This is a genomic window from Secundilactobacillus odoratitofui DSM 19909 = JCM 15043 (assembly GCF_001434895.1).
GTDB lineage: Bacteria > Bacillota > Bacilli > Lactobacillales > Lactobacillaceae > Secundilactobacillus > Secundilactobacillus odoratitofui.
Map to the genome: position 1 here is coordinate 539,223 of NZ_AZEE01000027.1, position 25,423 is coordinate 564,645.

Here is a 25,423-nt window from a genome sequence, read left to right on the forward strand (position 1 = left end):
TAAAGGGAATCTGGACAATTAAGTGTGATTTAACACGGTTTTATATGTCGGATTTCTATATAATATTTTATATAATCACTGAATTTTATACGAATTTCACAGGTATTTTCTAACACTTTTTTGAGTGCTACTAGGCACCATGCTATATTGTAACCGTAGCAAGTGAAGAAACACACAATTACAATGACGAATTCTCAACTACCTACTGTGCGCTTCTTCTATTACACTCATCTCAAATAAGTGAGGACGATTAGCATGACAAAAAAATACCAAACTGAAGCACCGGGTTACACGATGACCACCGTGATGGAAGAAGCCGCACGTTGTCTGCTCTGTCACGATGCCCCTTGTTCACAAGCTTGCCCGGCTCATACAGATCCAGCTAAGTTTATCCGCAGCGTTCGTTTCCGTAACATTAAAGGTGCAGCCGAAACGATTCGTGAAAACAACGCTTTGGGTGCCATTTGTGCCCGCGTTTGCCCAACTGAAAAATACTGTGAATTAGCCTGCTCACGTAGCGGCATCGATGTTCCGATCGATATTGGTGGTATTCAACGTTACGTCACAGACTTCGAACAAGCCGCTGACATGCACATCCTTAAAAAGGGTAACAGCAACGGTATGAACGTCGCCATCATCGGTAGTGGTCCTTCAGGGCTACAAGCTGCAGTGACCCTGCTTGAAAAAGGGTACGGCGTTGATTTATATGAACGTCAAGCCAAGGCTGGTGGTTACCTGACCTACGGCATCCCAGAATACCGTCTGCCAAGCAACATCGTTGATTACGAAATCAAACGAATCACCGACATGGGTGCTAACATTCACCTCAACACCACAATTGGTGAAGACATCACGATGGATCAATTAAAGGCTGATAATGATGCCGTTATCGTCGCTATCGGTGCCAGTGAATCAAAAGTACTCCCAATGTTTGAAAACAACGATGCGGTTGAAACCGCCGTTTCATTCTTAGCACGTACTAAGGATGCACAAGGCAACATTGATTTACCAAAAGATGCCATCGTTATTGGTGGTGGGGACGTTGCAATGGACGTTGTAACTACCTTGAAGAAGTTAGGTGTTAAGCACGTTACCGATGCCGCCTACGAAGAATTCGATGAGTTCCGTGCTTCTAAGAAGGAACTTGCCGGTGCCGAAGCAGAAGGCGTCACCATCTTAGACGGTTACATTCCTGATAGTATTGACGGTCACACTGTTACCTTTAAGCACCGTCACATGAACAGTAAATTAACCATCGAAGCCGATAAGATCATCTTAGCCATCGGCCAAACCGTCAATGCTAACAACCTTGGGATTCGTCTCGAACATGGTGAATCACCATCGGCCGGTTACAAGACCCGCGACGAAAAAGTCTTCATTACTGGTGATATTGCCCAGGGTGATAAGACCGTTGTCTACGCCGTTCAAAAAGGGAAAGAAGTCGCCGACGAAATTGACAGTATTTTAGGAGGCAACCACAATGATTAATAAGGACTTATCAATTGATTTTATGGGCGTCCACTTTGAAAACCCATTCTGTTTATCATCATCACCCGTTGGCAACTGTTACGATATGTGTGCCAAAGCCTTTGATGAAGGCTGGGGCGGTATCGTCTTCAAAACCATCGGACCAGAACACTTCAAAGTTGATGAAGTGTCACCACGTTTTGATGAATTAACCAAGGAAGGCACCCCATTCGTTGGTTTCAAGAACATGGAACAAATCGCTGAACACCCACTGGATGAAAACTTGGCTGACTTAAAGAAGCTCAAGCAAAACTATCCCGATAAGGTCGTTATTGCCTCCATCATGGGGACTAACGAAGAAGACTGGGTTGAATTAGCCCGCCTGGTTGAAGAAGCCGGCGCCGACATGATTGAAATGAACCTCTCATGTCCTCAAATGACTTCTCACGAAATGGGTTCTGATGTTGGGACTAACCCTAAGTTAGTTCAAAAATACTGTGAAGCCGTTAAGCGTGGCTCAAGCCTACCAATGATGGCTAAAATGACCCCTAACATTACCGACATGGTACCTGCTGCCAAAGCAGCCTTAGCCGGTGGTGCCGACGGGATTGCTACCATTAACACCGTGAAATCAATTTCAAACGTTGACCTCGAAAAGAAGACCGCTTTACCAATCGTTAATGGTAAATCATCCGTTTCTGGGTTCTCAGGTAAAGCCGTTAAGCCAATCGCCCTTCGCTTTATTCAACAATTACGGGTAGCTGCCGGACTAGAACAATTACCAATCTCTGGGATTGGTGGTATCGAAACTTGGGAAGACGCCGTTGAATTCATCTTAATGGGCTCAACCACTTTACAAGTTACCACTTCAGTCATGCAATACGGTTACCGGATCGTTGAAGACATGAAGAATGGTCTGATGCACTACATGGAAGAACAAGGTGTCGATCACTTAGCTGACTTAGTTGGTCTTGCCAACAAGAACATCGTGCCTGCTGAAGACCTCGATCGTAACTACAAAGTTTATCCTGAAATTGATTGGGACAAATGTATCGGTTGTGGTCGTTGCTTCATCAGTTGTTACGATGGTGCTCACCAAGCCATTTCATGGGACGACAAGATTCGCCGCCCAACAATTGATACTAGCAAGTGTGTGGGCTGTCACCTGTGCGCACTGGTTTGCCCAGTTGGCGCTATTCACCCAGGCAAGATTGTGATGAAACCTGGCCGTGAAGGCGACCCTGAAAAAGTAGATGTTGTTTCACAACGACTCCATTAATCAACGTCTTAACAAAACGCGCCGCAATGCTGGTAAACTGCTTTGCGGCGCGTTTTCTAAAAAAGGAGCATGATTCTCATGAAAATTAGTAAAGATGTCTGGTTCTCCTCAATTGGTGTTGGTCTCTTCACAGTCATTTATAGTTTAATTTCTGGTTCCTTTAGTCTTTGGATGGGGGCTGCCGCCTTCATCGCTGCTTCTTATTTCTTTGGTGCTGGTTGCCCGACCGATAAGGTGCTCAACATCTCCGTGAGTTTCATCTTCGGTGTTGCCTGGGGGGCCTTATGCTTATGGTTATTCACCTTCCCACACTTAGGCGATGTCATCCCTAGTGCTTTGATTTTTGGCTTTTTAACCTTCTTAGCCCTGTTCCTGCAAGGCACGATTATGAAATTCGCAGTGGTGCCCGCATGGCTACTCGCTTGGGGGACAACCATGCTGATCATTTCAAACATTGCCATCAAGAGCTGGCCAGCCTTCGTCATTGAACTTCTGATTTCGATGTACCTTGGCATCTACCTAATTATTATTGGCTCAAATTACTTCTCAAAGGTCATGTTCAAGCTGTTCCCTGATAAACAGCCTGAAGAAAAACATGATGACAAATCCTCTGCTTCACATGAGGAACGGTTATCTTAATCAGTGCCATTAAACTGAGTCGCAACTTGCGGCTCAGTTTTTTTATTCCGCCTCCGGTAGACAGCGCTACAAATACGGCGTCTGTATCATTAAATCAAACCCGTCAATTTGACATCTAACCAAAAAAGAGTTCATTGTAAACAAAGTTATCAAAGTGTATGATAATCACCAAAATAATATTGAGGAAGCGATTATCATGTGCACAAGTGTAACTTTTTTATCGACTACCGGTGACCATTTTCTAGCTCGGACCATGGACTTCGCCTTTGAATTAGACGGTCGTCCGGTCGTGATTCCACGTCACCAAACTTTTACGAATGACCCCGAAGACAGCTATACCACGACCTACAGTTTTGTCGGTGCTGGTCGCAACTTTGGCCATTACATACTGGTAGACGGCGTGAACGAACACGGTTTAAGCGCGGCAGCACTGTATTTTTCAGGTGAAGCCAGTTACGCTCCGGCCCCTGTTGACGGCAAAGTCAATTTAGCACCGCATGAAGTCCTCAATTGGTTGTTAGGTAACAACACTGACTGTGCGGACTTAGGAAGTAAAATTGATACGCTAAATATTTTCAATAAGTCAAATCGTCTTCTAAAGTTGGTTGTCCCACTACACTGGATCATCGCTGACAAAACGGGTCACACCTACGTGCTAGAAATGCAAGCAGACGGGCTCCACTACTTAGAAAATCCAGTGGGCGTGATGACCAATACGCCTGACTTTAACTGGCACTTGAAGAACTTACACAATTACACGAACTTACAACCTGGTCCCCACCCAGACCGTCAGTTTGATCAAATGCCCGTTTCAGCGTACGGTCCTGGCAGTGGCATGTTAGGAACACCTGGTGACTATACCTCCGTCTCCCGCTTCGTTAGAACTGCCTTCATTCGTCAGTACACACAGGCTGAGTCAACCGAAAATACCGTTAACGTTTTATCACATATTTTGAATAGCGTCGAGATTCCAAAGGGCGTTAAATTAAAAGACGACGGCAGTTCGGACTACACCCAATACCGTGGCTACATGAGCATGGCGGACAGTACCTACTACATGCAGCCCTATCAGGATCAAACTATCTCGCGAGTTCGTTTAACCGCAGACTTAATGAATCTCAAGGAACCTAAGGAGTTTCCGTTACATGATCAGCAGCAAGTTGTTGATTTGGTCTAACTGATTAACAATAACCTTCTAAATAAAATGTAACGACACAAAAGCCCCCACAGGATGAACACTCATCTGTGGGGGCTCTTAAATTAATTCGAATGGTTCAGCAGGTTATTTTTCAACACCTTTGCCGTCATATTCATCAATCATAATTTGACGAAGTTCGCCAATCAGTGGTTCCTTAGGGTTCGCGGTCGTGCATTGGTCTTCATACGCCAATTCGGCTAATTCATCAACCGTTTCGTCAAAGTGCTTCTTATCAACACCATTGGCCTTCAAGCTCAACGTAACGTCAACGGAGTGGGCTAATTCAATTACTTTTTGAACAAGCGCTTCTTTTAACTCTTCGTTATTCTTGCCAGTCAAACCGATGTAACGGGCGATTTCGGCGTAATCTTCATCGGCACGGAAGTACTCGTACTTAGGCCAAGTGGTTAACTTCCGTGGTTCTTTGAAGTTGTAACGAATAACGTGTGGCAGTGTAATGGCGATGGCTAAACCATGAGGAAGACCGAACTCACCACCCAGTTTGTGGGCAATGGAGTGGTTAACACCTAAAAAGGCGTTGGCAAAGGCCATCCCAGCAATGGTTGCGGCGTTGTGCATCCGTTCGCGGGCAGCCAAATCACCGTTGTAAGAAGCCGTCAAGTTTTCAAAGACTAACTTGATTGCTTGCAGTGACCATGGCCGAGTGTAATCTGAAGCCATGTTTGAAACAAATGATTCGATCGCGTGAGTCAAGACATCGAGACCTGCGTATGAAATCGTACGCTTTGGTAAGCTTTCGATGAATTGCGAATCCACGATGGCAACGTCTGGCGTCAGTGCATAATCAGCCAATGGGTACTTAACGTGAGTCTTAGAGTCAGTAATCACAGCGAATGGTGTTACTTCCGAACCAGTTCCTGAAGTCGTTGGAATCGCGATAAATTGTGCCTTCTTAGGCTTTTCGAACTTGTAGGTCCGTTTACGAATATCCAAGAACTTTTGCTTAGCACCGAAGAAGCTAGTGTCTGGGTGCTCGTAGAACATCCACATGCCCTTGGCTGCGTCCATTGGTGACCCACCGCCTAAAGCAACGATTGTATCAGGTTGGAAATTATTCATTTGGGCCGTTCCCTTTTCAACCGTATCCGTAGTAGGATCAGATTCGGTTACAGAGAACAATTGATATTCGATACCATCTGGTTGACGCTTCAATTCACCAAGCACTTTATCAACGTAACCCAGTTCAATCATCACTGGATCAGCAACGATGAAGACCCGCTTCACGCCAGGCATGGTACCAAGGTAACGAACAGACGTCTTTTCAAAGTATACTCGAGGTAATTTAATCCATTGCATATTATTCCGCCGCTTTGCGATTGTTTTAATGTTCAAGAGGTCAAAGGCTGAAACGTTGTGGGAAACGGAGTTCTTACCCCATGACCCAGTACCAAGTGTTAATGATGGTACCATTTCGTTATAAAGATTCCCGATACCACCCAATGCTGATGGTGTGTTAACCAATACACGACTTGCCTTCATCTTGATCCCAAATTCGGTCGCGAGATCTTCATCTAAGGTGTGAATGGCTGCCGTGTGACCAAGACCGCCGAAGTGAAGTAAATCGTCGCATGTCTGGAAGGCTTCTTCATGACCAGCAACTTTATAAACTGAAATCACTGGACACAATTTTTCGGCTGACAACCAGTTTTCTGGGCCGACAACGTTTAATTCAGCAGCCAAAACTTTAGTGTCTTCTGGTACTTCAATCCCCGCTAATTTAGCGATGGCAACGGCTGACATACCGGCGATTGGCCCCTTAACGCCGCCACGCTTTGGATCATACATGGCATCCGCTAAGGCCTTTTGATCACTCTTTTTAATGAAGAAGACTTTACGAGCTTTCATTTCCTTCTTAACGGCGTCGTAAATGTCCGCGTCGATCACAATGCTGTTTTCAGTGGCACAAACCATCCCGTTATCAAACGTCTTAGATAAGACGATGTCGTTAACTGAGCGCTTGATGTTAGCTGTTTTTTCAACGTAGGCTGGTCCGTTACCTGGGCCAACACCCAAGGCGGGCTTACCAGTTGAGTATGCCGCCTTCACCATGCCAGGACCACCAGTTGCTAAAACTGAGGCAACTCGTGGGTGGTTCATTAAAGCAGTCGTAGCTTCCAAGCTTGGTTCTTCGATCCATTGAATCACGCCTTCTGGTGCACCGGCAGCAATAGCGGCGTCACGAACCACGCGAGCTGCTTCACGGGAAGACTTTTGAGCTTGTGGGTGGAACGCAAAGATAATTGGGTTCCGCGTCTTAACAGCAATCAGTGATTTGAATAACGTTGTTGAAGTCGGGTTAGTCACTGGTGTCACACCAGCCAAGATTCCCAGTGGTTCAGCAACAGTGATCAGTTGCCGTTCGTGATCGTCGTTAATGATGCCCACCGTCTTATCATTTTTAATACTGTGCCAAATTTCTTCAGTGGCAAACATGTTTTTGATAGCTTTGTCTTCAGCGACGCCACGACCAGTTTCTTCAAAGGCCATCTTGGCGAGACGCATATGGTTGTCTAAACCAGCCATTGCCATTTGGTGCACAATGTGGTCAACTTTGGCTTGGTCAAATTCATCCATGGCACACAGTGCGTCATGGGCTTTTTCAACTAATGCATCGATGGCTTCCTCAACAGTAGCAGTCTTTTTAGGCTTTTCGTTATTTGATTTTGAATTCATTTCTTTTAACATTTCGAGTCCTCCGTTATGAAAACTTCTTTGTTATCTCTTTCACATGAACTATCATATCACACATTTTTTAAATGTAAATAGTCCTGTTTCAGTTAATATACGATCGATTTGAACCTCGAAAAAAGATTGATATCACAGTTAATCTAGCTGTTTTCATGATAAAATCGGTAATGAAAGCGCTTAATATTTACTCTTGTGAATTAAATCTTTAAGTCGCATTTAGTTTTCATAAATCATGGATTTTCGTTTTCATTTAGCTTAAGAATCCCGTAATAACGGTCTTTAAGGTCAAAATAAAAAAGTTCCACACAATTTGTGGAACTTTTTTGCTAGTTACTTCAATTTTTTAATGGGTTTTTCGATCAGCTTCAATAATTGTTCCGACTGAATTCGATTGATAATCGTGTTAACGGCTACCTGCATCAACTTTTCGTTTAAGTTTTTGGCGGGCGTCGCTGCCGTTCCTTTGCCAAGTTGACGAAGTGCTTCATTTAAGACATCGATAAAATTATCATACGCTTGTTTTGGAAAGTCCCCCGCAGTTACTTGGTCGATTCCATGGCGAATCGTCTCGGTTGAAAAGAGTGGTTTTAACAGTCCAATCAGCAGTAAGTCAGCTAGTTGCATCGTTTGGTACTTCTTTTTGATTGGGGCAATGATGACCTGGTGCTTAACGTAATTGTTGATCATCGCCGGCGTCATCGCCTCGACGCCCAACGACCCAATCGCATCGTTTACGAACGCAATGACTTGGTCCATATACAGGTCAAACTTTGGTAACTCACTCCAATGTGGCAATTGCACCTGTCTAATCTGAGCTTCCCAGCGGTTATATTGATCAAATTCAGCCATATCGACACTTCCTCATCTTTTTATTGATTATCTTAGTATCATTATAACAGGTCATCTAGTCTTTATCACTAGATAATCCATGATTTTAAATTTATCATCTAAACACTTAAATTATCAACAATGATGCGTCACCATATAGTAAGAACATCAATACTATTGCCACTTAATTTTGCCAAAAATCCGTTTACCCAATATTTCTTGAACAACGTAGAAAAACGGGTACACCGTTACTAATAACGGAATATAGAATATGCACATCTGCCAGTTGAAGATACTTGTGAGCGAAAAGAGTCGGCCGAAGAACACAAACACCATGACGAAACAAACCGCCATTAAGACGACCAGTCCGAGTTTCAACCGGTTGAGGGGTCTCGCTGCCATCAATAATGCAATCAAGCACACCGCACCGGTCAATAACACGCACAGCGTTGAAGTTTCTGCATAATTGAGGTTAAACTGCACGCCGCCCACTAGTTCGATCACCATAATATAAGTGACCACGCAAACCGCCGCGGGCAGTGCAATCACCATCACCTGTTTCATGAACTGACCCGTAATTCGCTGGTGGTTAGGCTCCAGCGCTAAAATAAACGAGGGGATTCCGACCGTCAGCGTTGAGATTGGTGTCAACTGAATTGGTTGAAACGGATAGTTACTGATCATGAAAATAAAAATGAGGCTTAAGGCCACTGAATACATGGTTTTGACTAGGTACAGTGACGCAACTCGCTCAATGTTATTGATCACGCGCCGACCTTCGTTTAAAACGTGCAACATCGCGTCAAAGTTGGAGTTGATGAGGACAAAGTCAGCGATACTCTTCGTCGCCTCACTACCACTTGCCATCGCAATGCCGCAGTTGGCCTGTCGCAACGCTAAGATGTCGTTAACACCATCACCCGTCATTGCAACCGTGTGGCCTGCTCGCTGCCAAGCCATGACAAGTTGTTTTTTCTGAGTCGGCGTCACACGGCCAAACACCGTATAGTTGGCGACCAACGCGTCGTAATCAATATCATCTCCCAGTGAACTCATGTCAATTAGTTGATCACTGTGAGCAATCCCAGCCCGTGACGCAATATTGGCAACGGTAGTGGGGTTATCGCCAGAAATAACCTTCAAGGCAACATCTTGATTTTGAAAATAACGGAAGGTCTCAACCGCATTTTCTCGAATCTCATCTTCGATTAAAATCAGGCCTAGCAACTTAACCTCACCAAGGTCATCTGGTGTTAACTGACTGGTCTGAGCAATGCACAGCACCCGATACCCTTTAGCAGCGTACTGGTGAATCTGAGTGGCCAGATCATCAGGCACTCGTTTTAAAATAAACTCTGGCGCGCCAATCACAAAATTCCCCTGCTCGACAGCTGCACCACTCCACTTTCGGGCTGAGGAGAACGGTACCGTTGTTTTAGCTTGCCAATTCGGATCAGGTAATGCACTGGTCAACGCCCTAGCCGTCTCGTTATCGTCGCCAATCGCCCGGGCTATGCCACCAACTATGGTTTCAAGCTGAGTGACCGACTGACTACCAAGCGGTACGATTTGGCTGAACTGCAAATTACCACTGGTGATCGTACCGGTTTTATCTAACCCCAACACGTCAACCCGCGCTAAACCTTCAATCGCCGGTAGTTCCCGTACAAGCACTCGCCGCCGAGCTAGATTCATCGCCGAAACCGCCAACGAAACTGACGTCAGCAAGACTAAACCTTCCGGAATCATTCCAATCATCGCTGCTGTCGTGCCCAAAATTGCTTGATTGATACTGCTATGTCCTAGCAGACGAGAAATAAATAAACCACCACCAAGTGGCACGATGACGATCGTCAAAATTTTAATAATGCGATTGATTGTCGTTAACAGTTGGCTGTCAGACCGCTCACTGGTTTGAACTTCACTGGATAAACTACTCATGAAGCTCTTAGCACCTACGTGAGTTGCGCGCACCGTTGCCTGACCACTCACTAAAAAACTACCGGATACGAGTTCATCACCAACCGTTTTAGCGATTGGTGTCGACTCACCGGTAATCTGAGACTCATCCACCTCGATACCAGTGGTTGCAACAATCTGAGCATCAACTGGCAACTGATCGCCCCGTTTTAGGATCAACACATCATCTTGGACCAGTGCGTCTTGATGCAACGTCACCACGCGCTGATCTCGCTGTACCTGATACGTCGCTTCAGATAATAAACTCATTTTATCAATTTGGCGTTTCGACCGAATTTCTTGAAAAATCCCAATCGCCGTATTCACAACAGCGACGCCTAAAAACAACTCGTTTTTATAACTCCCAGTGAACAGCACGAGGATACCTAAGATCAGATTAATTAAGTTAAACCACGTTAAAATGTTGTCCCGGAAAATCACCTTCACTGACCGCGTTAAGGACGGTGCGGGTTCATTTTGTTGTCCGGCATCAATACGCTGCTGAACTTCTTTTTCAGTAAGGCCCTGTATCGACGTTGCCATGATGAACCACCCTTCTTCACGATATTAAATCAATCCATTTTACATTGGCGCTCTGATATCTACTACCATCATTGTACAAAAAGATTGTCCTTTTAGGCCAATCGCATAAGTTCTTTAAGCAAAAGGCAACAATTGAAAGCGCTTTTGATATAATAGTATAGAAGTTAATGATGTACGACAAGGAGCGACTAACATGACAGAACAAACCATTCAACTCGCAGACGGCAATACGATGCCGTTAGTGGGCTTTGGCACCTATTTAATTAATACTCAAGAACTAATGGATCAAAGCATCAAAACCGCCTTTGATGCGGGCTATCGCCTATTTGATACCGCTCAGTTTTACCGTAACGAAGACTTTCTGGGCCAGACGTTGATCAACCTTCAGATTCCCCGCGACCAAGTCTTCATCACCTCTAAGGTGGCCGAACTCAGTCAGGGCTATGACCATACCATTGAAAGTGTCGACGATTCACTGCAACGACTTAAAACCAATTACTTAGACCTCTTACTCATCCACTGGCCAATGCACGAGTACTTTTTCGATACATGGCGAGCCCTTGAACAACTCAAAGCGGACGGTAAAGTTAAATCAATTGGGGTGTCTAACTTTAGCGTGGCCCACCTTGAACTACTCAGGACGCACGCTAAGGAAATGCCAGTGGTCAACCAAGTTGAATGTCATCCATACTTGAACCAACGCCCACTTGTCACTTTTGACAAGGAAAATAAGATTGTCACTCAAGCCTGGAGTCCACTTGGCCGCGGTGTGACGCTTGATAACGAAATGCTCAAGAAGATGGCCGATCACCATGACGTCTCGGTAGCCCAACTCATCTTGAAGTGGCACCTGCAAAACGGCGTGGCTGTGATTCCAAAGTCAAAAACGCCAAGTCGAATTGCCGAGAATTACCAACTTGATTTCGAACTATCAGAAGACGAATGTGGCATGATCGACCTGTTGAACCGTAACCAACGGACTGGCGACGATCCTGAGTTGGTTTATGAGCTTGGGAAACAGTATGAAGTGCATCATGAATAGATAATTTAAAGACAAAAAAGGCGAATCCGATTTCACGGATTCGCCTTTTTTAAGGGGAATGCAATCAAAGATGATTTGAGTAGACTAGTCGATGCTGATGTGATGACTGTCCTTTTGATCTTCAGTCATCTTAGGCAAGCTCAACTTCAGTAAGCCACCATCATAGGTTGCCTTGATATTATCTTGGTCAACACCTGGTAAATAGAAGCTACGAGTGATATTGCTTGAGCTACGTTCCTGACGAAGAACGCGGCCATCTTCGTCCTTATCTTCTTTTTCGAGGTTATGAACGGCGTTGATCCGTAGGGTGTTATCACGATAATCCAAGTGAATGCCATCCTTCTTGAAACCAGGTAATTCAGCGTTAACTTGGTAATCCGCATCAGTTTCTTTGATATCAGTCTTCATCGATGAATCATCAGTGAAAAACTTGCGACCAAAGTCGTTGAAGAAGTTCATTGGGTCCAAATCATTAAAGTTTCTGTTTGCTAAATAGTTGGTCATAGGAAAAACCCCTTTCAAATTTTAAATTCAATATTAAAGTTGATGGAATCGTGTTCGTTAAGTCCTTATCAACCTTACAAATCATAGTATAGTCAGTATTGGTCAAACATTCAAGCATTTAGCACTCTAAATTATTGAGTGCTAAAAATATTTTTATCCATTTGATCACTATTCCCGTTACCACGAGGATAGCAAGCAGTCATTGACTTAATCAAGTTTGGTGCTCAGCATACTCTTAAACTGGTAGTTGGCAACGTTACTACCTTAGAATAGACTTAAAATATTGTCATATTCAGAATCTTTCTTTCAAAATAATCAACGGCCGAAGGTGGCAGCGTACACAAAAAAACAGGCACAGACCCAATTGCTTGAGTCTGTACCTGTTCGAATTAAGTGTTAAGTTTAGTGTTCTTGCATCAATTCAGGGTGCTTCTTTTCAAAGCGGTATTCCATGTAGAAGTATACCGTGATGTAAAGGAAGAGTAATGCTGGCACGATGAATGAGAACTGCATTGAACCAGTCATGTCGGAAACTAACCCTTGAACAGCAGGGAACACCGCCCCACCGATTAAAGCCATAACAATGATGGCACCGGCAGTCTCAGTGTATTTCTTTTCGTGAACTTGGTCCAACGTGTGGGTGTAAATTGTTGGCCATTCTGGACCAAAGAAGAAGCTAGTCATAATGGCAGCGTACACAGCAGTCATGTTTGGTACCGTAAATGCGATAACCAAGCTGACAACACCAAGCAATGAGTAAACAGACAATGTACCAGTGATTGAGAAACGACTCATGAAGACGTTGGCAACCAGCTTACCGACGAACCATGCGATGTAGCTGTAAATCATGAACGTTGAAGCAGCTGAATCAGTGATACTGTGGTTCAAGTTCAAAGCCAAACGGATGGTAAATGACCATACAGTCGTTTGTAAACCGGCGTAGATAAATTGAGTGAAGACACCCTTTTTGAAGCCGGTGTTGTGCCAGAGGTACTTGATGGTTTCACCTAAGCTAGGACGTTCTTCTTCAGCAATTGCACCTTCTTCTTCAGCAGCGGCTGCAGTTGCTTTGGCCCGTGGCATTGGAACCAAGGCGAAGATAATGAGCATCACTAACAATACGATCAAGATGTACTTGTATGGACGCAAGGTCAATTGCAGCATCTTTTCACCATAAGCGATCCGAGCGGCACCGTGCATGTTAGCCATCTTATCAGCCAAGTTACCAACTGAACCGAAGATCAAATACTTACCAAGTAAGATACCAGTGATATCACCAAGTGGCACAAGGGTTTGTGAGAAGTTCAAACGCAACGTTGCGAATTGCTTTGGTCCAAGCATTGAACTGTAAGTATCACATGAAGTTTCAAGGAAGCTCAAGCCAATCGCAATGGCGAAGATGGCAACCAAGAACATGCTGTAAGTCGCAACTCGTGAAGCTGGGAAGAACATTGCACAACCAAGAATATAGAAAATCAAACCAGTCATGATTGCGAACTTGTATGACATCTTCTTAATGATCAATGAAGCTGGGATCGCGATTAAGAAGTAGCCACCGTAGAAGGCACTTTGAACGAAAGCAGTTGAAGCATCGTTCAATTGGAAAACCGTCTTGAACTGAGTGATTAAAATATCGTTTAAACTAGCGGCAGCGCCCCAAAGTGGGAAAATCAATGACACTAAGATAAACTGAAAAATCGGTGTTTTGCTTAAATAACCGTCGGACAGTTGAGTCCAACCATGGTGCTTTTGAGCAGTCTGTTGCATCTTGTTTACACTCCTTAGATAATGGCAAATTCAATTACATAAAACGTTTTACGTCAACTAAAATAACTTAGAAAGTAACGCCTGATTCGAGAATAATGTTTGAGAATGGTGTCATTTCACCAGTTCGAACAAAGGCGTGGGTGTTGGCCAAGTTCTTCTTCAAGTCTGAATGTGGCATGAAGGCGATTTCAACATCTGGCAACAATTCCTTGATAGCCGTTAATTGCTTTGGGTTTTGCGTCTTGATTTCATCCGCTAAGTAGATCTTTTGAACTTCGAGTTCACTCAAGATGTTCTTCAAAACGTCGATGAAGCTAGGTAGTTGCTTCGTTAAAGCCAAATCAATTTTCTTTGTGCCCATTGGTACTGGCATACCAGCGTCGCCAATACTTAACCAATCCATGTGACCCATTCCGGCAATCACAGTTGAAAGCTCTGAGTTAATGACAGTTGTCTTTTTCACAATAAAGCATCCTTTCACAAATCCGACTATATACTACAACTTCTTAAGAAATGCGCGAAAATAATAGCAAAATATCGTAAACCGTTTTACTTCACGTAAAATATCGCATTTCTTAACTAACGTTTGATACTTTAGCATAGTCTGAAAACGATTGCAACAACTTTCAAACAGAAAATTGTTTAAGTTTAACGTTTCACTAAATCAAAAAATAACCGCATACGCTGTTATTATGCGGTTATTGTCTCTATCATTTTCGATTTAATTATAAAAAGATTCACGATCTTTTTTAATCGCTTCATTCAATTTTCTAACTCGCGCTTTTGCTATCGTCATAAAAATAATCCACATAATCAGGTAAATTACGAGGAACTCAATTGAGAAGCTAACTAACCATTCATGATCTAATGGGAACCAACCAGCCAGAAGCGCAAGTGGTGTGAACAGTGCGTACGTCACCACAAGATGAACTGCCGTTTGTTTCGTAATGCTCCAGTAAGCCGTCTCAAATATGAAGCTACCAACACTAAACGTTACGCCCATCAACGCCCAAAGCCCCGCCGAGATCAAGGTCGCCTGAGTGTTCGTACTGAACCGACCAACAAACGCCGGACTAGAGGGCATAAACGTATCACTTTGATAGGCTAATGAAGTCCCTAACGCGATGAGAAAGCCTACCGTAACACCAATCGCACCGCCAAAGACTAATCGATTAATCACTTTACTGATCATTTCAAAATCGCCTCCTTGATCTGCTTGAGATACCGTCGTGACGGATAAGCTACTGCACCGGTCGTTAAATTAATGTGATACTGACCCGTTTTGGATAACGAGAAGGACGCAATAGCGGTCTGATTCACAATTTCCGAATTGGAGATTGCAATGAAATCAAAATCACTAAGCTGTTTTCTAAGTTCGTACAATCGTTCATTGATTCGAAATACGCGTTCATCCGTCTCGCAAACAACACTTTTATCACGGGTATAAAACCGGATCACCTGATACAGCGGAATCACCGTTTGCTCGTTACCATCATTGCCAATAATCGTCATCCGATTAACAAGTCGATCAATCGCAATTGACAACGCTAATAAATCTTCGTTCTGTCGTTGAGCGTTAATGCTGATAAATGGTTGCGCAAATTTTTCAGCCAAGTTAAAGATTACTTTCATCCGTCAGCCCCCCTTTTGAACTTAGCTTACCGAACTTCACCTCAATTAACCAGCTCGATTGACTAATCGGTCCTCCAACTGTGATAAGTGGTCGCCCGTCAAAGTTTACAGCGCAAAATCAGCAGTGCAACCAGTAAGTGCGCGTCGGTCCAATCACATTTAAGCACTTGTCAGGTATACTGTTGATATCAATTAACTGGAGGAGCAATAATATGAAAATTGGGGTGCAAATTAAACAACAACGTGAGGGACATCAATGGTCACAACAAGAATTGGCGGATAAACTACATATCTCACGTCAATCGATTTCAAAATGGGAGCAGGACACCGCACTACCAAGTTTTGCCAACGTGGTAGCGCTTAGCGATTTATTTGAATTATCAATCGACGACTTGGTTCGCGCAGATGATGACCTGATGAACCACCTCACGTCGCCCTCTCGTTTTAGCTCATCGGAAAAGGTGTTATGGGGCAGCATCTTGCTGGCTGCTGTTAGTTTTGTTTCACTCCTGATATTGCGAGTAAACTTCTCAGTCATCACACCATGGCTTCAAAGCGCTTCTGAAATCTGCTTAATCTGGCTACTTTTTACCGTTGATTGGCGAAAAATTAATCAAGCCATCACGAGGCGGAGTGTCATTCTTGCCATCATCGTACTAACGCTATACTTAATTCCTAGTTTCAATGATTTATTACAAGGCTTTTTGGCTGGTGTAGGCCAAAAGTGAGTGGGACAGAACTCGCTTAGGCCCAGAATAGAACAAATAAGAAGCGTAGATTCCTGATTTTGTAGGAATCCACGCTTCTTCTCACTTCTACGGACGGAACTTGATTTTTGCAAATATAGACTTATTTCCCAGTTTCTTCTCTAATGTTTTTTCGTTTTCCAGTAAATATATAATCAAACGATTGGCCCAAACCCAATGACAATCATCCAGCCCAATTGGCTAATGAGCCAGTTAGCAAAACGGCATCTTCATCAATTTTTTTATTCCAAGTAGTCGAATACGGATCGTTGTACCGAGCTTTACCAACAACGCTGAGTTGTCGAATCTGGGTTGTCGTTCGCCAGAAATGACGTGTTTTGCGCACGACCACTTTAACGTTGTAGGCTTTATGCCTGACGAACAGCGTGCCAGTATACTGTGCTTCACGGTCAGTCTGGTACGTAACAGCGACTAAATTAACCAATTGGCCGTCTGCTAATAAGCGATAAGTCGGTGTCGAACCATCTGACCCGTTCCGTAGTTGTTGGGGCTTCGATGACTTCAAAGCGTGGTTGATTGTTGTCTCAACGGCTTGCATTGGTTGCGTTTTATTCACTCGATCGTTGTGAACCCCAATAATTAAGAATAGTCCCCACGCGAGTAACCCGACAATCAGCAATCGGCGACTAGGTTTAATCAGCGTTGTCGTCATCGTTCGTAATCGATGCAAGGCATTTACCACGAACCATACTAGGATTGTGGCGGGATAACTCATTAATCCAATCCACAACACTTGTGCTGCACTAATATTTAGGAGTGACCATTGCGTCATTGCCATCCTAGGATGCATGGCGTAAATCATACCGATTAAAAGCAGCCCCAGATATGGCCATGTCAACCACTGCTGAACTCTTTGTTTCACCATTATGCAATCCAGCTTAGGACAGGTTCTTGAATCTCAAACGGACTACCGGTACCAACCTTAACCTTCACATCCCCGTCAAAACTTTCACCCTCATAATGTTCCAAGCTTGCTAATGTGATTGAGAGCCGAATCACCTGTAGTTTGGCCAAGTAACGCACTTTAGTCACATTACCGTAGTGATACTTTGCTGTTAGTGTTTTTTCGGCCGTTAGCTTCCGATTAAGGGGTAATTGCGAATAGGTTAGTTTTCCGTCGTTGAGATGGAGCACCGTCGCAGTGCCATTAGTGTTTTGAATCATCAGTGTCTTTAACGTTCCCTGTTCACTGAGACTGGCAATTTTAAAATCACCATAGTCGTTGTTCGTCCAATAATACTGATCAAGCTGATTGCCCTTTAGCAATAGTGTCATGGGTTTGACGTAGCTCCCCTTTTGCAGGGCTGCCTGGTAGATCCAACCCAGCGATTTTCCAGCAGCCGTCTGTACTTTAGCATAGTGTCCGTGTCGAGTAGTCATAGTCTCAGTGACGTATAGCGTTTGAGTAACATGGTCTCGGGCAAAACGAACCTCATTATTTGCAGCCCTTGTATCAATTGGCGATTGCCAGAAATTATGCTTTGTGTTCTGCAATGTGTAAGCAGTCTTTTTAACTCGTCGTTGACTCAATACCGTTTTGACCTTCTTAACGGACGACTGACGAACATAGATTAATGGTATGGGATTTTTCGGTACAGGAAGTGGTACCACGTTACCAATATTCTTGAGCTTCGATTGATTAACGATCCGCTTCAGGCCCAGATAAGTCTGATTGCGATACCGAACCCGTTTCACTTTCACATACAGTGCCTTCGTGCTTTTTAAGCGACCCGTATAGGTCATCGTTTTCTTAAAGTGATACGCCTTTGTGCGCGCCGTTTTAACAACGTAAGCTGTGTTCGACTGACTCGCCTCGGCGGCTCTTTGCCCCATCATGCCACCTGCTAGCAGTCCTAATGCTAACAGCATTACCCCTGATATTTTCATTTTATTCCCCCAAATTAGTACTTTAGTGACATTATTATCTACTGTCATCCTGCGCTTATTAACCTTGATAGTCAAAGTTTTATATAGGATTAATTTTAAGTAATGGATATGGTTAGAAATGCATTTTACCGGAAAGTGACGCTAAGGTCCAGCAAAAGCTCACCCCAACGGCTTGCACTACATTACCCACCATTGATCTTCATAGGGGAGATAGATAAACCCAATTTGGCGCACATTGACTTGCAACGTGGCATTTTCGGAAGTATTCCCCATGGACGCCATTCCAGGTTCAATAATATCCGGTTTACTAAAGCCATAACCATCCGCTACAGAACCAACGAGCGTTGTACGCACCGCGTTAGTTGGAAAGTCATAGCCTGCAACGTATAAACGCACTGCTAATTGTGGTGTGAGTAAACACACCAGCGTGCCAGCAGAAGCAACCAGAACAGACCATTTGAATAGTCGCCGATTGACAGAACCATATAAACTCATGGTAAATATCACGGCAGTCATAAAAATCAACGCGGGTAAAACGATTCCTACATAGGCAGCAATACTCAAAACAAATGTATCAGAACACACCGTTAGTAAGATGACGAGGCCTGCAAAAAGTAACCAACTGCTTTGACCATCCTTTTGCCAACGATACACACTAAAAGCCAAGTAACCTAGTGGTAAGCCGACATACAGCACCCAGCCAATTACCACCAAGTTATCTGAACCATTACCAATAACTGAAACGTTAAACAGATATCGTCGAGCGTACCATACCATTATCCAGATAATTGTGGTGATGCAAAATGTTAAATATTTGGGCCAACGTCGCTTCATCGTTTTACCTCATTCCAAGATAATATTCTTAATTTTAAGCATATCTCAACTACGAATCACTTTTTCAGAATTGTATCTAATTCTTAAAAGAACTTTTCTAAAATATTCTTAAATCGTGGTGCTAAAATCATCTGACTTCCGAAATCCATGCAAAAAATTCGCTTAGACTCCGGCCGCATAAAACGACAGAAAAGGGAAGTGCCCAAAAACCGGCATTTCCCTTTTTATTAATCTTGTTACATTGACTAAAGCCGAGCCATCAGTCAGATGCCGGCCATGTAAGACAAATAAGCCGGGTGTGCACAAAGTTCATGCACACCCGGCTTATTTGTCTTACATTCTGGCATCTAAACGACTGATGTCTCGGTCTCTATTCTGCATCATAAGCTTCCTGGAACAAAGCAACGATTTCTTCCTTAGTCCCCTTACGAGGGTTAGAGAAGGCGTTACCGTCCTTCAAAGCATTTTCAGCCATCAATTCGAAGTCTTCTGGCTTTGCACCGATTGACTTGATTGAACGTGGGATGTTGACATCGTCACACATCTGACGCATTGCCTTGATAGCTAAGTCAGCGGCATCACGTGTTGAAAGGCCATCCGTGTTTTCACCCATAATTTCAGCTAATTCAGCGAAACGTTCTGGACAAGCTTGGATGTTGTACTTTTCAACGATTGGTAACAACATTGCGCAGCAAACACCGTGAGGGGCATCATATTGACCGCCCAATTGGTGCGCCATGGCGTGAACGTAGCCAAGGTCGGCGTTGTTGAAGGCCATTCCACCAAGCATTTCAGCTTCAACCATCTTGGTACGAGCTTCAACGTTGTGGCCGTTAGCAACGACTTCACGTAAGCTATCTTCAACCAAACGAATTGCTTGGATACATTGACCGTCAGTTAATTCGTTACGGTTAGTTGAAACGTATGGTTCGATGGCTTGAACGAATGTATCCATCCCAGTAGCGGCAGTTAAGCCCTTAGGAACGTCTAATTCAAGCATTGGATCGTTAAATGAAACAAGTGGAACGTTACGCCATGACACAACGACGAACTTCAGCTTTGTTTCTTCGTTAGTGATCACACAGTGACGGGTTAATTCTGAAGCAGTCCCGGCAGTGGTGTTAACCGCCATCAGTGGTGGCAATGGGTTTTCCAAGGTTTCGATACCAGCCAAAGCGGTAATATCGTCACCGTTAGTCAACAGGATACCAGTACCCTTACCAGCATCATGAGAAGAACCGCCACCAATGGTGATGATACTGTCACAGCCGTTGTCTAAATAAACTTGCTTAGCTTCTTTAATGTTACGAATTTTAGGGTTTGGTTCAACACCATCGTAAATGGCGTAGCTAACACCTGCTTCGTCCAATGAAGCTAACGTTTGTGCAACCGGACCATTGTCCATGCCACGCAAGAATTTATCAGTTACAATCAAAGGCTTACTCATGTTCAACATCTTGGCACGGTCACCAATCTTCTTGATGACACCTTTACCGAAAAAGTTAACGCTAGGCATTAAGAAATCAAAGTTTTCCTTCATGATTTACACTCCTAAAATATAGTTTGTATGTTATCATTTTCACATCGAATGATAGCACTATATTCAAAAAATGTAAACGGTTAAAGTGTAATTTGTTCAAATTTAAAAAGCTTAATAAAACCTTATATATCGGCATATTCTTCATTTTATTATACAATTTTCACATACAAGTTTAACAAAATTTGCACATTATTCATGCCCTCAACTAATTTTTAATTTCACAAAGTTTATCACCTAAACTATGCCGTTAAAGTCTGAAAAATCAATGATACTGTTAACTATTTTGAGTTTCAAACAAATTAAAAACCTCGTCCGATAAATCTGGCGAGGTTAACAAATAATTTGTAATATTTATTAATTAGTTACTGTACGATATCATCCAAAAACGCCTTTAATTTGATCGCAAATCACCGCGGTGTCGAACGAGGTAGAATATTGTTGCCAATATTAGGACCGCTGCCCCAACAATCACCGAAACCCGGGTATCCGGGTTGATGAACATAAAGATGACGATCACTAATAGCATGATGATGGCAAAGTAATTCGAGTACGGATAAAGCGGTAATTTAAATGGATGGCCCGTCATCACCATCTCATTATTTTTACGGAAACGTAATTCGGCTAACAAAATGACAAACCAGGGAATCATTCCGGGCAGAACCGATGAACTGAACACCACCACAAACAAGTTAGCGGTTGACTGGCTATACATCGACGCCACCATATCAAGGATAAAGCCAAGGAGAATACCACCAGAAATACCTAAAATCGCGGCATCTGGCACGATTCGTTTGGACAAGCGCCCCATAATTTTCGGCGCATCACCTTCGTGGGCCAGCTTATACAGCATCCGACTAGACGAATAAATACCAGAATTAGCACCTGATAACGCCGCCGTTAGAACCACAAAGTTAATCACCGTTGCAGCAGCCGTGATACCAACTTTAGCGAAGGTTGAAACGAACGGTGACCCAATCGAGCCTAACTGGTTCCATGGATAGATCGTAACAATCACAAAAATCGCGCCAACGTAGAAAATCAAAATTCTAAACAGGACCGATTTAACTGATTTGATAATCGCCTTTTGCGGATTCGCCACTTCCCCTGCTGAGATACCAAGCAGTTCAATGCCTTGATATGACCCAACAATAATCGACATCGAGAAGAAAAAGCCACGGGCACCACCAGTAAAGAAACCGCCATGCGCCCATAGGTTACTAAACCCGACTGGATGACCGCCGTTACCAAGGCCGAAAAAAATCACCATAAACCCAAGTAAAATCATCATGATAATCGTGATGACTTTGATCATTGCAAACCAGAACTCAAGTGAACCATACGCTTTAGCACTGGCAAGGTTGGCTGAAACCAAGAATAAAATGATAATTAAACCACTCGTAAACGTATTAATGTTAGGCCACCAATACTTTAAATACTCCGTAGCGGCCACCACCTCTGACATGCCAACCACAATGTACTCGAAAACGTTGGCCCATTTTGCCAAGTAACCTGCGAGTGGGTGAACGTATTCGGTCGCATAATCGGCAAACGAACCAGTTCCAGGGTTGATGTAAATCATCTCACCCAACGCTCGCATCACAATGTATAAAATCAAACCGACAAACATATAGGCAAGTAACACTGATGGCCCAGTCCACTTAATGGTTGCTGTAGACCCCATGAACAGGCCGACACCGATTGCCCCACCAAGGGAAATCATTTCCATCTGACCAGCTGTCATCGAACGCTGTAAGGCTGGCGCTTGTTGCACTTTTCGTTTCATTTTCTCTCTCCAAGTTAGTTCAAGTATACGGTTTAGCATAGCACAATTACGTATTTACCAGTAACCATTTCATTCAAGTAGAACAGTAAGTTTTGTCTGCCACTGTCACTCCGACAAGCAACTTTGACCAGTTGCTGTGGGACCAGCTTCAGCCGAGTATAGTCCGCGTAATTCTGAAATGGCTGGACACACTCGGTTGTCAGAATGCATGATATGAGCCGGAGCGTCGCCAGCGCTTTTGGGTACTGGTGGCAGTGATAAATGTTGTTAGGTTGAAGTGAGACACAGAACCATCGTGTCTTGCTTCAAGCTTACAACATTGGACGGGGCAGAGACTCGGTTTCTGAGGCTCTGACTCGAGGCGGAAAACGCGAAGCGGTTGTAGCCGGTCCCACAGCCACGAGTACCCAAAAGCGCTGGCGACCGGAGGTGGCCGTTAAAGCTAACCAAGTTGACTATCTAAATAAATCCCAATCACAAAAAATGCGCTGTCTACCATCACAGGCAAACACCGCATTAATTTAAAGTCGCCAAATAGCGAAACAATTTTTAGTTGGTAATATCTTTTTCAATTTCGTCCAGGTTACCATTGATGATTTTATCGCCTAATACTTCACCTAACTTGTGGAGCGCATCATCACGGGTCTTAACTTGATCCATATCGAAAATAATCGCAGCGATGTCACCACCGGCGTAATCAAAATCTTCGTGATAAATATAGCGACCAGCCGTTTCATCAACGAAATGTTGGTCCACCTTTTCACCTAAACCGTAAGCCCAGTCGAGGTCCTTCATCTCTGGAATGTCCTTGCGGGTGACGTAACCTTGCTTGGCAATCAGGTCGGCAGCCTTTTGAATCATTTCGTCCGTGTATTCAAAAGCCGGCTTGGTTGTTGCGCCCTTATCTGCACTTTTTGTTGCCATAACTAAGATCTCCTTTGATTTGTGTTACAAGTCTAGTTTAGCACTGATTGGCAAGAATGGTCAGAATCTGCTGTGTGATTTCGCAAATTATTAAAGCGCTTACGTTTCTTTTCTAATGCAAACAATGACACCCGACTTTTCACCATTTCGTGATAAACTATACCATGTATACGCTAACATTTAACTCTAAAATAAAGGACGTAATCAAATGGCAAACGATAAGCAAATTTTTAAGCCCGGCAAATACACCGTTACGGCAACTGGTCACAACGGGTCTTTCCCAATGGACGTGACTTTCTCCGAAGACCGGATCGAATCAATTGATATTGACGCTAAAAGTGAGACCCGTGGTATCAGCGACGTCGTTTACGATCGAATTCCTACCGCAATTGTCGACGGACAGACACTAAACGTTGATGCGGTGACTGGTGCTTCCGAAACCAGCCGTGGCATCTTAGACGGTGTCGCCGATGCAGTTAACCAAGCCGGTGGCGATGCTAGTGAGTGGCAAGCCCGTGATAAATACACGCCGGCAGTTGCTGAAAACACCGATTTGCAAACCGACGTTGTTATTATTGGTGGCGGTGGTGCTGGGCTGGCTGCGGCAGCAACGGCCCTCGACCAAGGACAAAAGGTTGTTTTACTCGAAAAAGCCCCTGCTCTTGGTGGCAACACCATCCGTACCGGTGGTCCAATGAACGCCGCTGATCCGACCTGGCAAAACACTTTTGATGCACTACCAGGTGAGGACCAGACACTACAAAACCTATTAGACATGTCAGTCGATGACATTGACGAAGACTACCAAGCTGATTTCAAGACGTTACAAACTCAAATCAAAGCTTATTTTGAGGACATCAAGGGTAAGACCCCTTACTTGTTTGATTCAGTTGAACTACATCGCATCCAGACCTATCTCGGTGGTACTCGAACTGACTTACAAGGCAACCGCATTTATGGTAAATACAACTTAGTTAAAACCTTGACCGATAACGTACTTAAATCGCAAAAGTGGTTAGCGAAAATCGGCGTTAAATTTGACGAAAACGAAGTGACCATGCCAGTCGGTGCGCTTTGGCGGCGTGGTCATAAGCCAGTTGAAGATGCTGGCTTTGCCTACATTTCAGCATTAAGTGATTACGTGAAGCATAATGGCGGTGTGATCCTTACCGATAGTCCTGTCACTAAATTGCTCTACGCCAAGGGTGTTCTCAGTGGTGTCCTTGTTGAGAAGCCTGGTGACCATGCCTTTACCGTTCACGCTAGGGCCGTCATTCTTGCCTCTGGTGGCTTCGGGGCTAACACCAAATTAGTCCAAAAGTACAACACTTACTGGAACAACATTGACGATGATATTGCCACCACCAACGCCCCAACCATCACGGGTGATGGGATTGCCTTGGCTGAACACGTCAACGCCGACTTAACGGGCATGGGCTTTATTCAAATGATGCCCGTATCTGACCCAAAGACTGGCGAGCTCTTCTCTGGCATTCAGTGCCCACCGGCTAACTTCTTAATGGTTAACCAACAAGGTAAGCGTTTTGTAAACGAGTTTGCCGAACGTGACGTTCTTGCTCAAGCTGCGTTTGATAATGGTGGTCTCTTCTACCTCATCGCAGATAACGAAATCAAGAAGACGGCTTACAATACGAGTGAAGAACAACTTGAACAACAAGTTAAAGATGGCCGCTTATTCAAGGCTGATACACTGGCTGATTTAGCAAACCAAATTGGTGTGGATCCCGAGACACTTGAACAAACCGTTACTACCTACAACAGCTACGTTGACCAAGGTAGCGATCCAGACTTTGGTAAAAACGTCTTTGATTTAAAAGTGACGCAAGCACCATTTTACGCAACGCCTCGTAAACCGGCCATTCACCACACCATGGGTGGCTTAACGATTGATGAACACGCCCACGTCCTCGATAAGGCTGGCCAACCAATCAAGGGCCTCTACGCAGCCGGCGAAGTCGCTGGTGGTATTCATGCTGGTAACCGTTTGGGTGGTAATTCCTTAGCTGACATCTTTACCTTTGGACCGATTGCTGCCAAAACTGCTGGCGATGAACTCATTGACACCGTGACATCGGCATCCGTTCACTAAACTTGATCCTA

21 protein-coding genes are annotated in these 25,423 nt (G+C 44.0%); 7 read left to right on the forward strand and 14 right to left on the reverse strand.

Features of this window, described 5'->3' with window-relative positions:
- The first annotated feature begins 255 nt into the window (after positions 1-255).
- The 4 genes from FD04_RS04770 to FD04_RS04785 all read left to right on the forward strand — a co-directional run bounded on the left by FD04_RS04770 (position 256) and on the right by FD04_RS04785 (position 4,562).
- Positions 256-1,488 carry an FAD-dependent oxidoreductase gene (locus FD04_RS04770; protein ID WP_056947416.1) on the forward strand — a complete coding sequence of 411 codons (1,233 nt, stop codon included), beginning with the start codon at positions 256-258 and terminating at the stop codon, positions 1,486-1,488.
- The gene (gene preA, locus FD04_RS04775; RefSeq protein WP_054698957.1) at positions 1,481-2,746 is read left to right on the forward strand and encodes an NAD-dependent dihydropyrimidine dehydrogenase subunit PreA; all 1,266 of its coding nucleotides are present in this window, start codon (positions 1,481-1,483) and stop codon (positions 2,744-2,746) included. The genes FD04_RS04770 and preA overlap by 8 nt, the downstream gene beginning before the upstream one ends.
- 78 nt (positions 2,747-2,824) lie before the next feature.
- Positions 2,825-3,385 (forward strand): DUF1097 domain-containing protein, encoded by a 561-nt coding sequence (locus FD04_RS04780; protein WP_054698955.1) that lies wholly within the window; start codon positions 2,825-2,827, stop codon positions 3,383-3,385.
- Positions 3,386-3,581: 196 nt separating this feature from the next.
- The gene (locus FD04_RS04785) at positions 3,582-4,562 is read left to right on the forward strand and encodes a choloylglycine hydrolase family protein (RefSeq protein WP_054699613.1); all 981 of its coding nucleotides are present in this window, start codon (positions 3,582-3,584) and stop codon (positions 4,560-4,562) included.
- A gap of 105 nt (positions 4,563-4,667) precedes the next feature.
- Here FD04_RS04785 and adhE read toward each other — a convergent pair whose 3' ends face one another.
- The 3 genes from adhE to FD04_RS04800 all read right to left on the reverse strand — a co-directional run bounded on the left by adhE (position 4,668) and on the right by FD04_RS04800 (position 10,622).
- On the reverse strand, positions 4,668-7,289 hold the full coding sequence (adhE, locus tag FD04_RS04790) for a bifunctional acetaldehyde-CoA/alcohol dehydrogenase (RefSeq protein ID WP_056947418.1): 2,622 nt from the start codon (positions 7,287-7,289) through the stop codon (positions 4,668-4,670).
- Positions 7,290-7,622: 333 nt separating this feature from the next.
- Positions 7,623-8,141: a DUF1836 domain-containing protein gene (locus FD04_RS04795; RefSeq protein WP_056947420.1), complete on the reverse strand. Its 519-nt coding sequence runs from the start codon at positions 8,139-8,141 to the stop codon at positions 7,623-7,625.
- Between the two features lie 153 nt (positions 8,142-8,294).
- On the reverse strand, positions 8,295-10,622 hold the full coding sequence (locus tag FD04_RS04800) for a cation-translocating P-type ATPase (protein WP_054698951.1): 2,328 nt from the start codon (positions 10,620-10,622) through the stop codon (positions 8,295-8,297).
- A 193-nt stretch (positions 10,623-10,815) separates the two neighbouring features.
- On the opposite strand from FD04_RS04800, the gene FD04_RS04805 reads away from it, so the two are divergent.
- A complete protein-coding gene (locus FD04_RS04805; RefSeq protein WP_056947423.1) occupies positions 10,816-11,664 on the forward strand; it encodes an aldo/keto reductase in 849 nt (282 codons plus the stop codon).
- Positions 11,665-11,748: 84 nt separating this feature from the next.
- On the opposite strand, the gene FD04_RS04810 is transcribed toward FD04_RS04805, so the two are convergent.
- The 5 genes from FD04_RS04810 to FD04_RS04830 all read right to left on the reverse strand — a co-directional run bounded on the left by FD04_RS04810 (position 11,749) and on the right by FD04_RS04830 (position 15,567).
- Complete coding sequence (locus FD04_RS04810) at positions 11,749-12,168, reverse strand: Hsp20/alpha crystallin family protein (protein WP_054698949.1); 420 nt, start codon at positions 12,166-12,168, stop codon at positions 11,749-11,751.
- Positions 12,169-12,570: 402 nt separating this feature from the next.
- A complete protein-coding gene (gene fucP, locus FD04_RS04815) occupies positions 12,571-13,935 on the reverse strand; it encodes an L-fucose:H+ symporter permease (RefSeq protein ID WP_054698945.1) in 1,365 nt (454 codons plus the stop codon).
- Between the two features lie 67 nt (positions 13,936-14,002).
- Entirely contained in the window at positions 14,003-14,398 is a 396-nt protein-coding gene (gene rbsD, locus FD04_RS04820) for a D-ribose pyranase (RefSeq protein ID WP_054698944.1), read from the reverse strand.
- A gap of 258 nt (positions 14,399-14,656) precedes the next feature.
- On the reverse strand, positions 14,657-15,127 hold the full coding sequence (locus FD04_RS04825; RefSeq protein ID WP_056947425.1) for a DUF3021 domain-containing protein: 471 nt from the start codon (positions 15,125-15,127) through the stop codon (positions 14,657-14,659).
- Complete coding sequence (locus FD04_RS04830) at positions 15,124-15,567, reverse strand: LytTR family DNA-binding domain-containing protein (protein WP_054698940.1); 444 nt, start codon at positions 15,565-15,567, stop codon at positions 15,124-15,126. Before FD04_RS04830 ends, FD04_RS04825 begins: the two co-directional genes overlap by 4 nt.
- A gap of 212 nt (positions 15,568-15,779) precedes the next feature.
- Here FD04_RS04830 and FD04_RS04835 point away from each other — a divergent pair, with 212 nt between their 5' ends.
- The gene (locus tag FD04_RS04835) at positions 15,780-16,295 is read left to right on the forward strand and encodes a helix-turn-helix domain-containing protein (RefSeq protein ID WP_054698938.1); all 516 of its coding nucleotides are present in this window, start codon (positions 15,780-15,782) and stop codon (positions 16,293-16,295) included.
- Between the two features lie 202 nt (positions 16,296-16,497).
- Here the strand turns inward: FD04_RS04835 and FD04_RS04840 are convergent, their stop codons facing one another.
- The 6 genes from FD04_RS04840 to FD04_RS04865 form a co-directional block, all read right to left on the reverse strand.
- Positions 16,498-17,112 carry a hypothetical protein gene (locus FD04_RS04840; RefSeq protein WP_235805645.1) on the reverse strand — a complete coding sequence of 205 codons (615 nt, stop codon included), beginning with the start codon at positions 17,110-17,112 and terminating at the stop codon, positions 16,498-16,500.
- An 86-nt stretch (positions 17,113-17,198) separates the two neighbouring features.
- Positions 17,199-18,221, reverse strand: coding sequence for an SH3-like domain-containing protein (locus tag FD04_RS04845; RefSeq protein WP_056947429.1), 1,023 nt, complete (start codon positions 18,219-18,221; stop codon positions 17,199-17,201).
- 177 nt (positions 18,222-18,398) lie between these two features.
- Positions 18,399-18,998: a hypothetical protein gene (locus tag FD04_RS04850; RefSeq protein WP_235805646.1), complete on the reverse strand. Its 600-nt coding sequence runs from the start codon at positions 18,996-18,998 to the stop codon at positions 18,399-18,401.
- A 427-nt stretch (positions 18,999-19,425) separates the two neighbouring features.
- Positions 19,426-20,595 carry an iron-containing alcohol dehydrogenase gene (locus FD04_RS04855; RefSeq protein ID WP_056947433.1) on the reverse strand — a complete coding sequence of 390 codons (1,170 nt, stop codon included), beginning with the start codon at positions 20,593-20,595 and terminating at the stop codon, positions 19,426-19,428.
- Between the two features lie 391 nt (positions 20,596-20,986).
- Complete coding sequence (locus FD04_RS04860; protein WP_056947434.1) at positions 20,987-22,378, reverse strand: amino acid permease; 1,392 nt, start codon at positions 22,376-22,378, stop codon at positions 20,987-20,989.
- Positions 22,379-22,927: 549 nt separating this feature from the next.
- A complete protein-coding gene (locus tag FD04_RS04865) occupies positions 22,928-23,302 on the reverse strand; it encodes a hypothetical protein (protein WP_054698927.1) in 375 nt (124 codons plus the stop codon).
- 208 nt (positions 23,303-23,510) lie between these two features.
- Here FD04_RS04865 and FD04_RS04870 point away from each other — a divergent pair, with 208 nt between their 5' ends.
- Positions 23,511-25,412 (forward strand): flavocytochrome c, encoded by a 1,902-nt coding sequence (locus FD04_RS04870; protein ID WP_056947436.1) that lies wholly within the window; start codon positions 23,511-23,513, stop codon positions 25,410-25,412.
- Positions 25,413-25,423 lie beyond the last annotated feature (11 nt).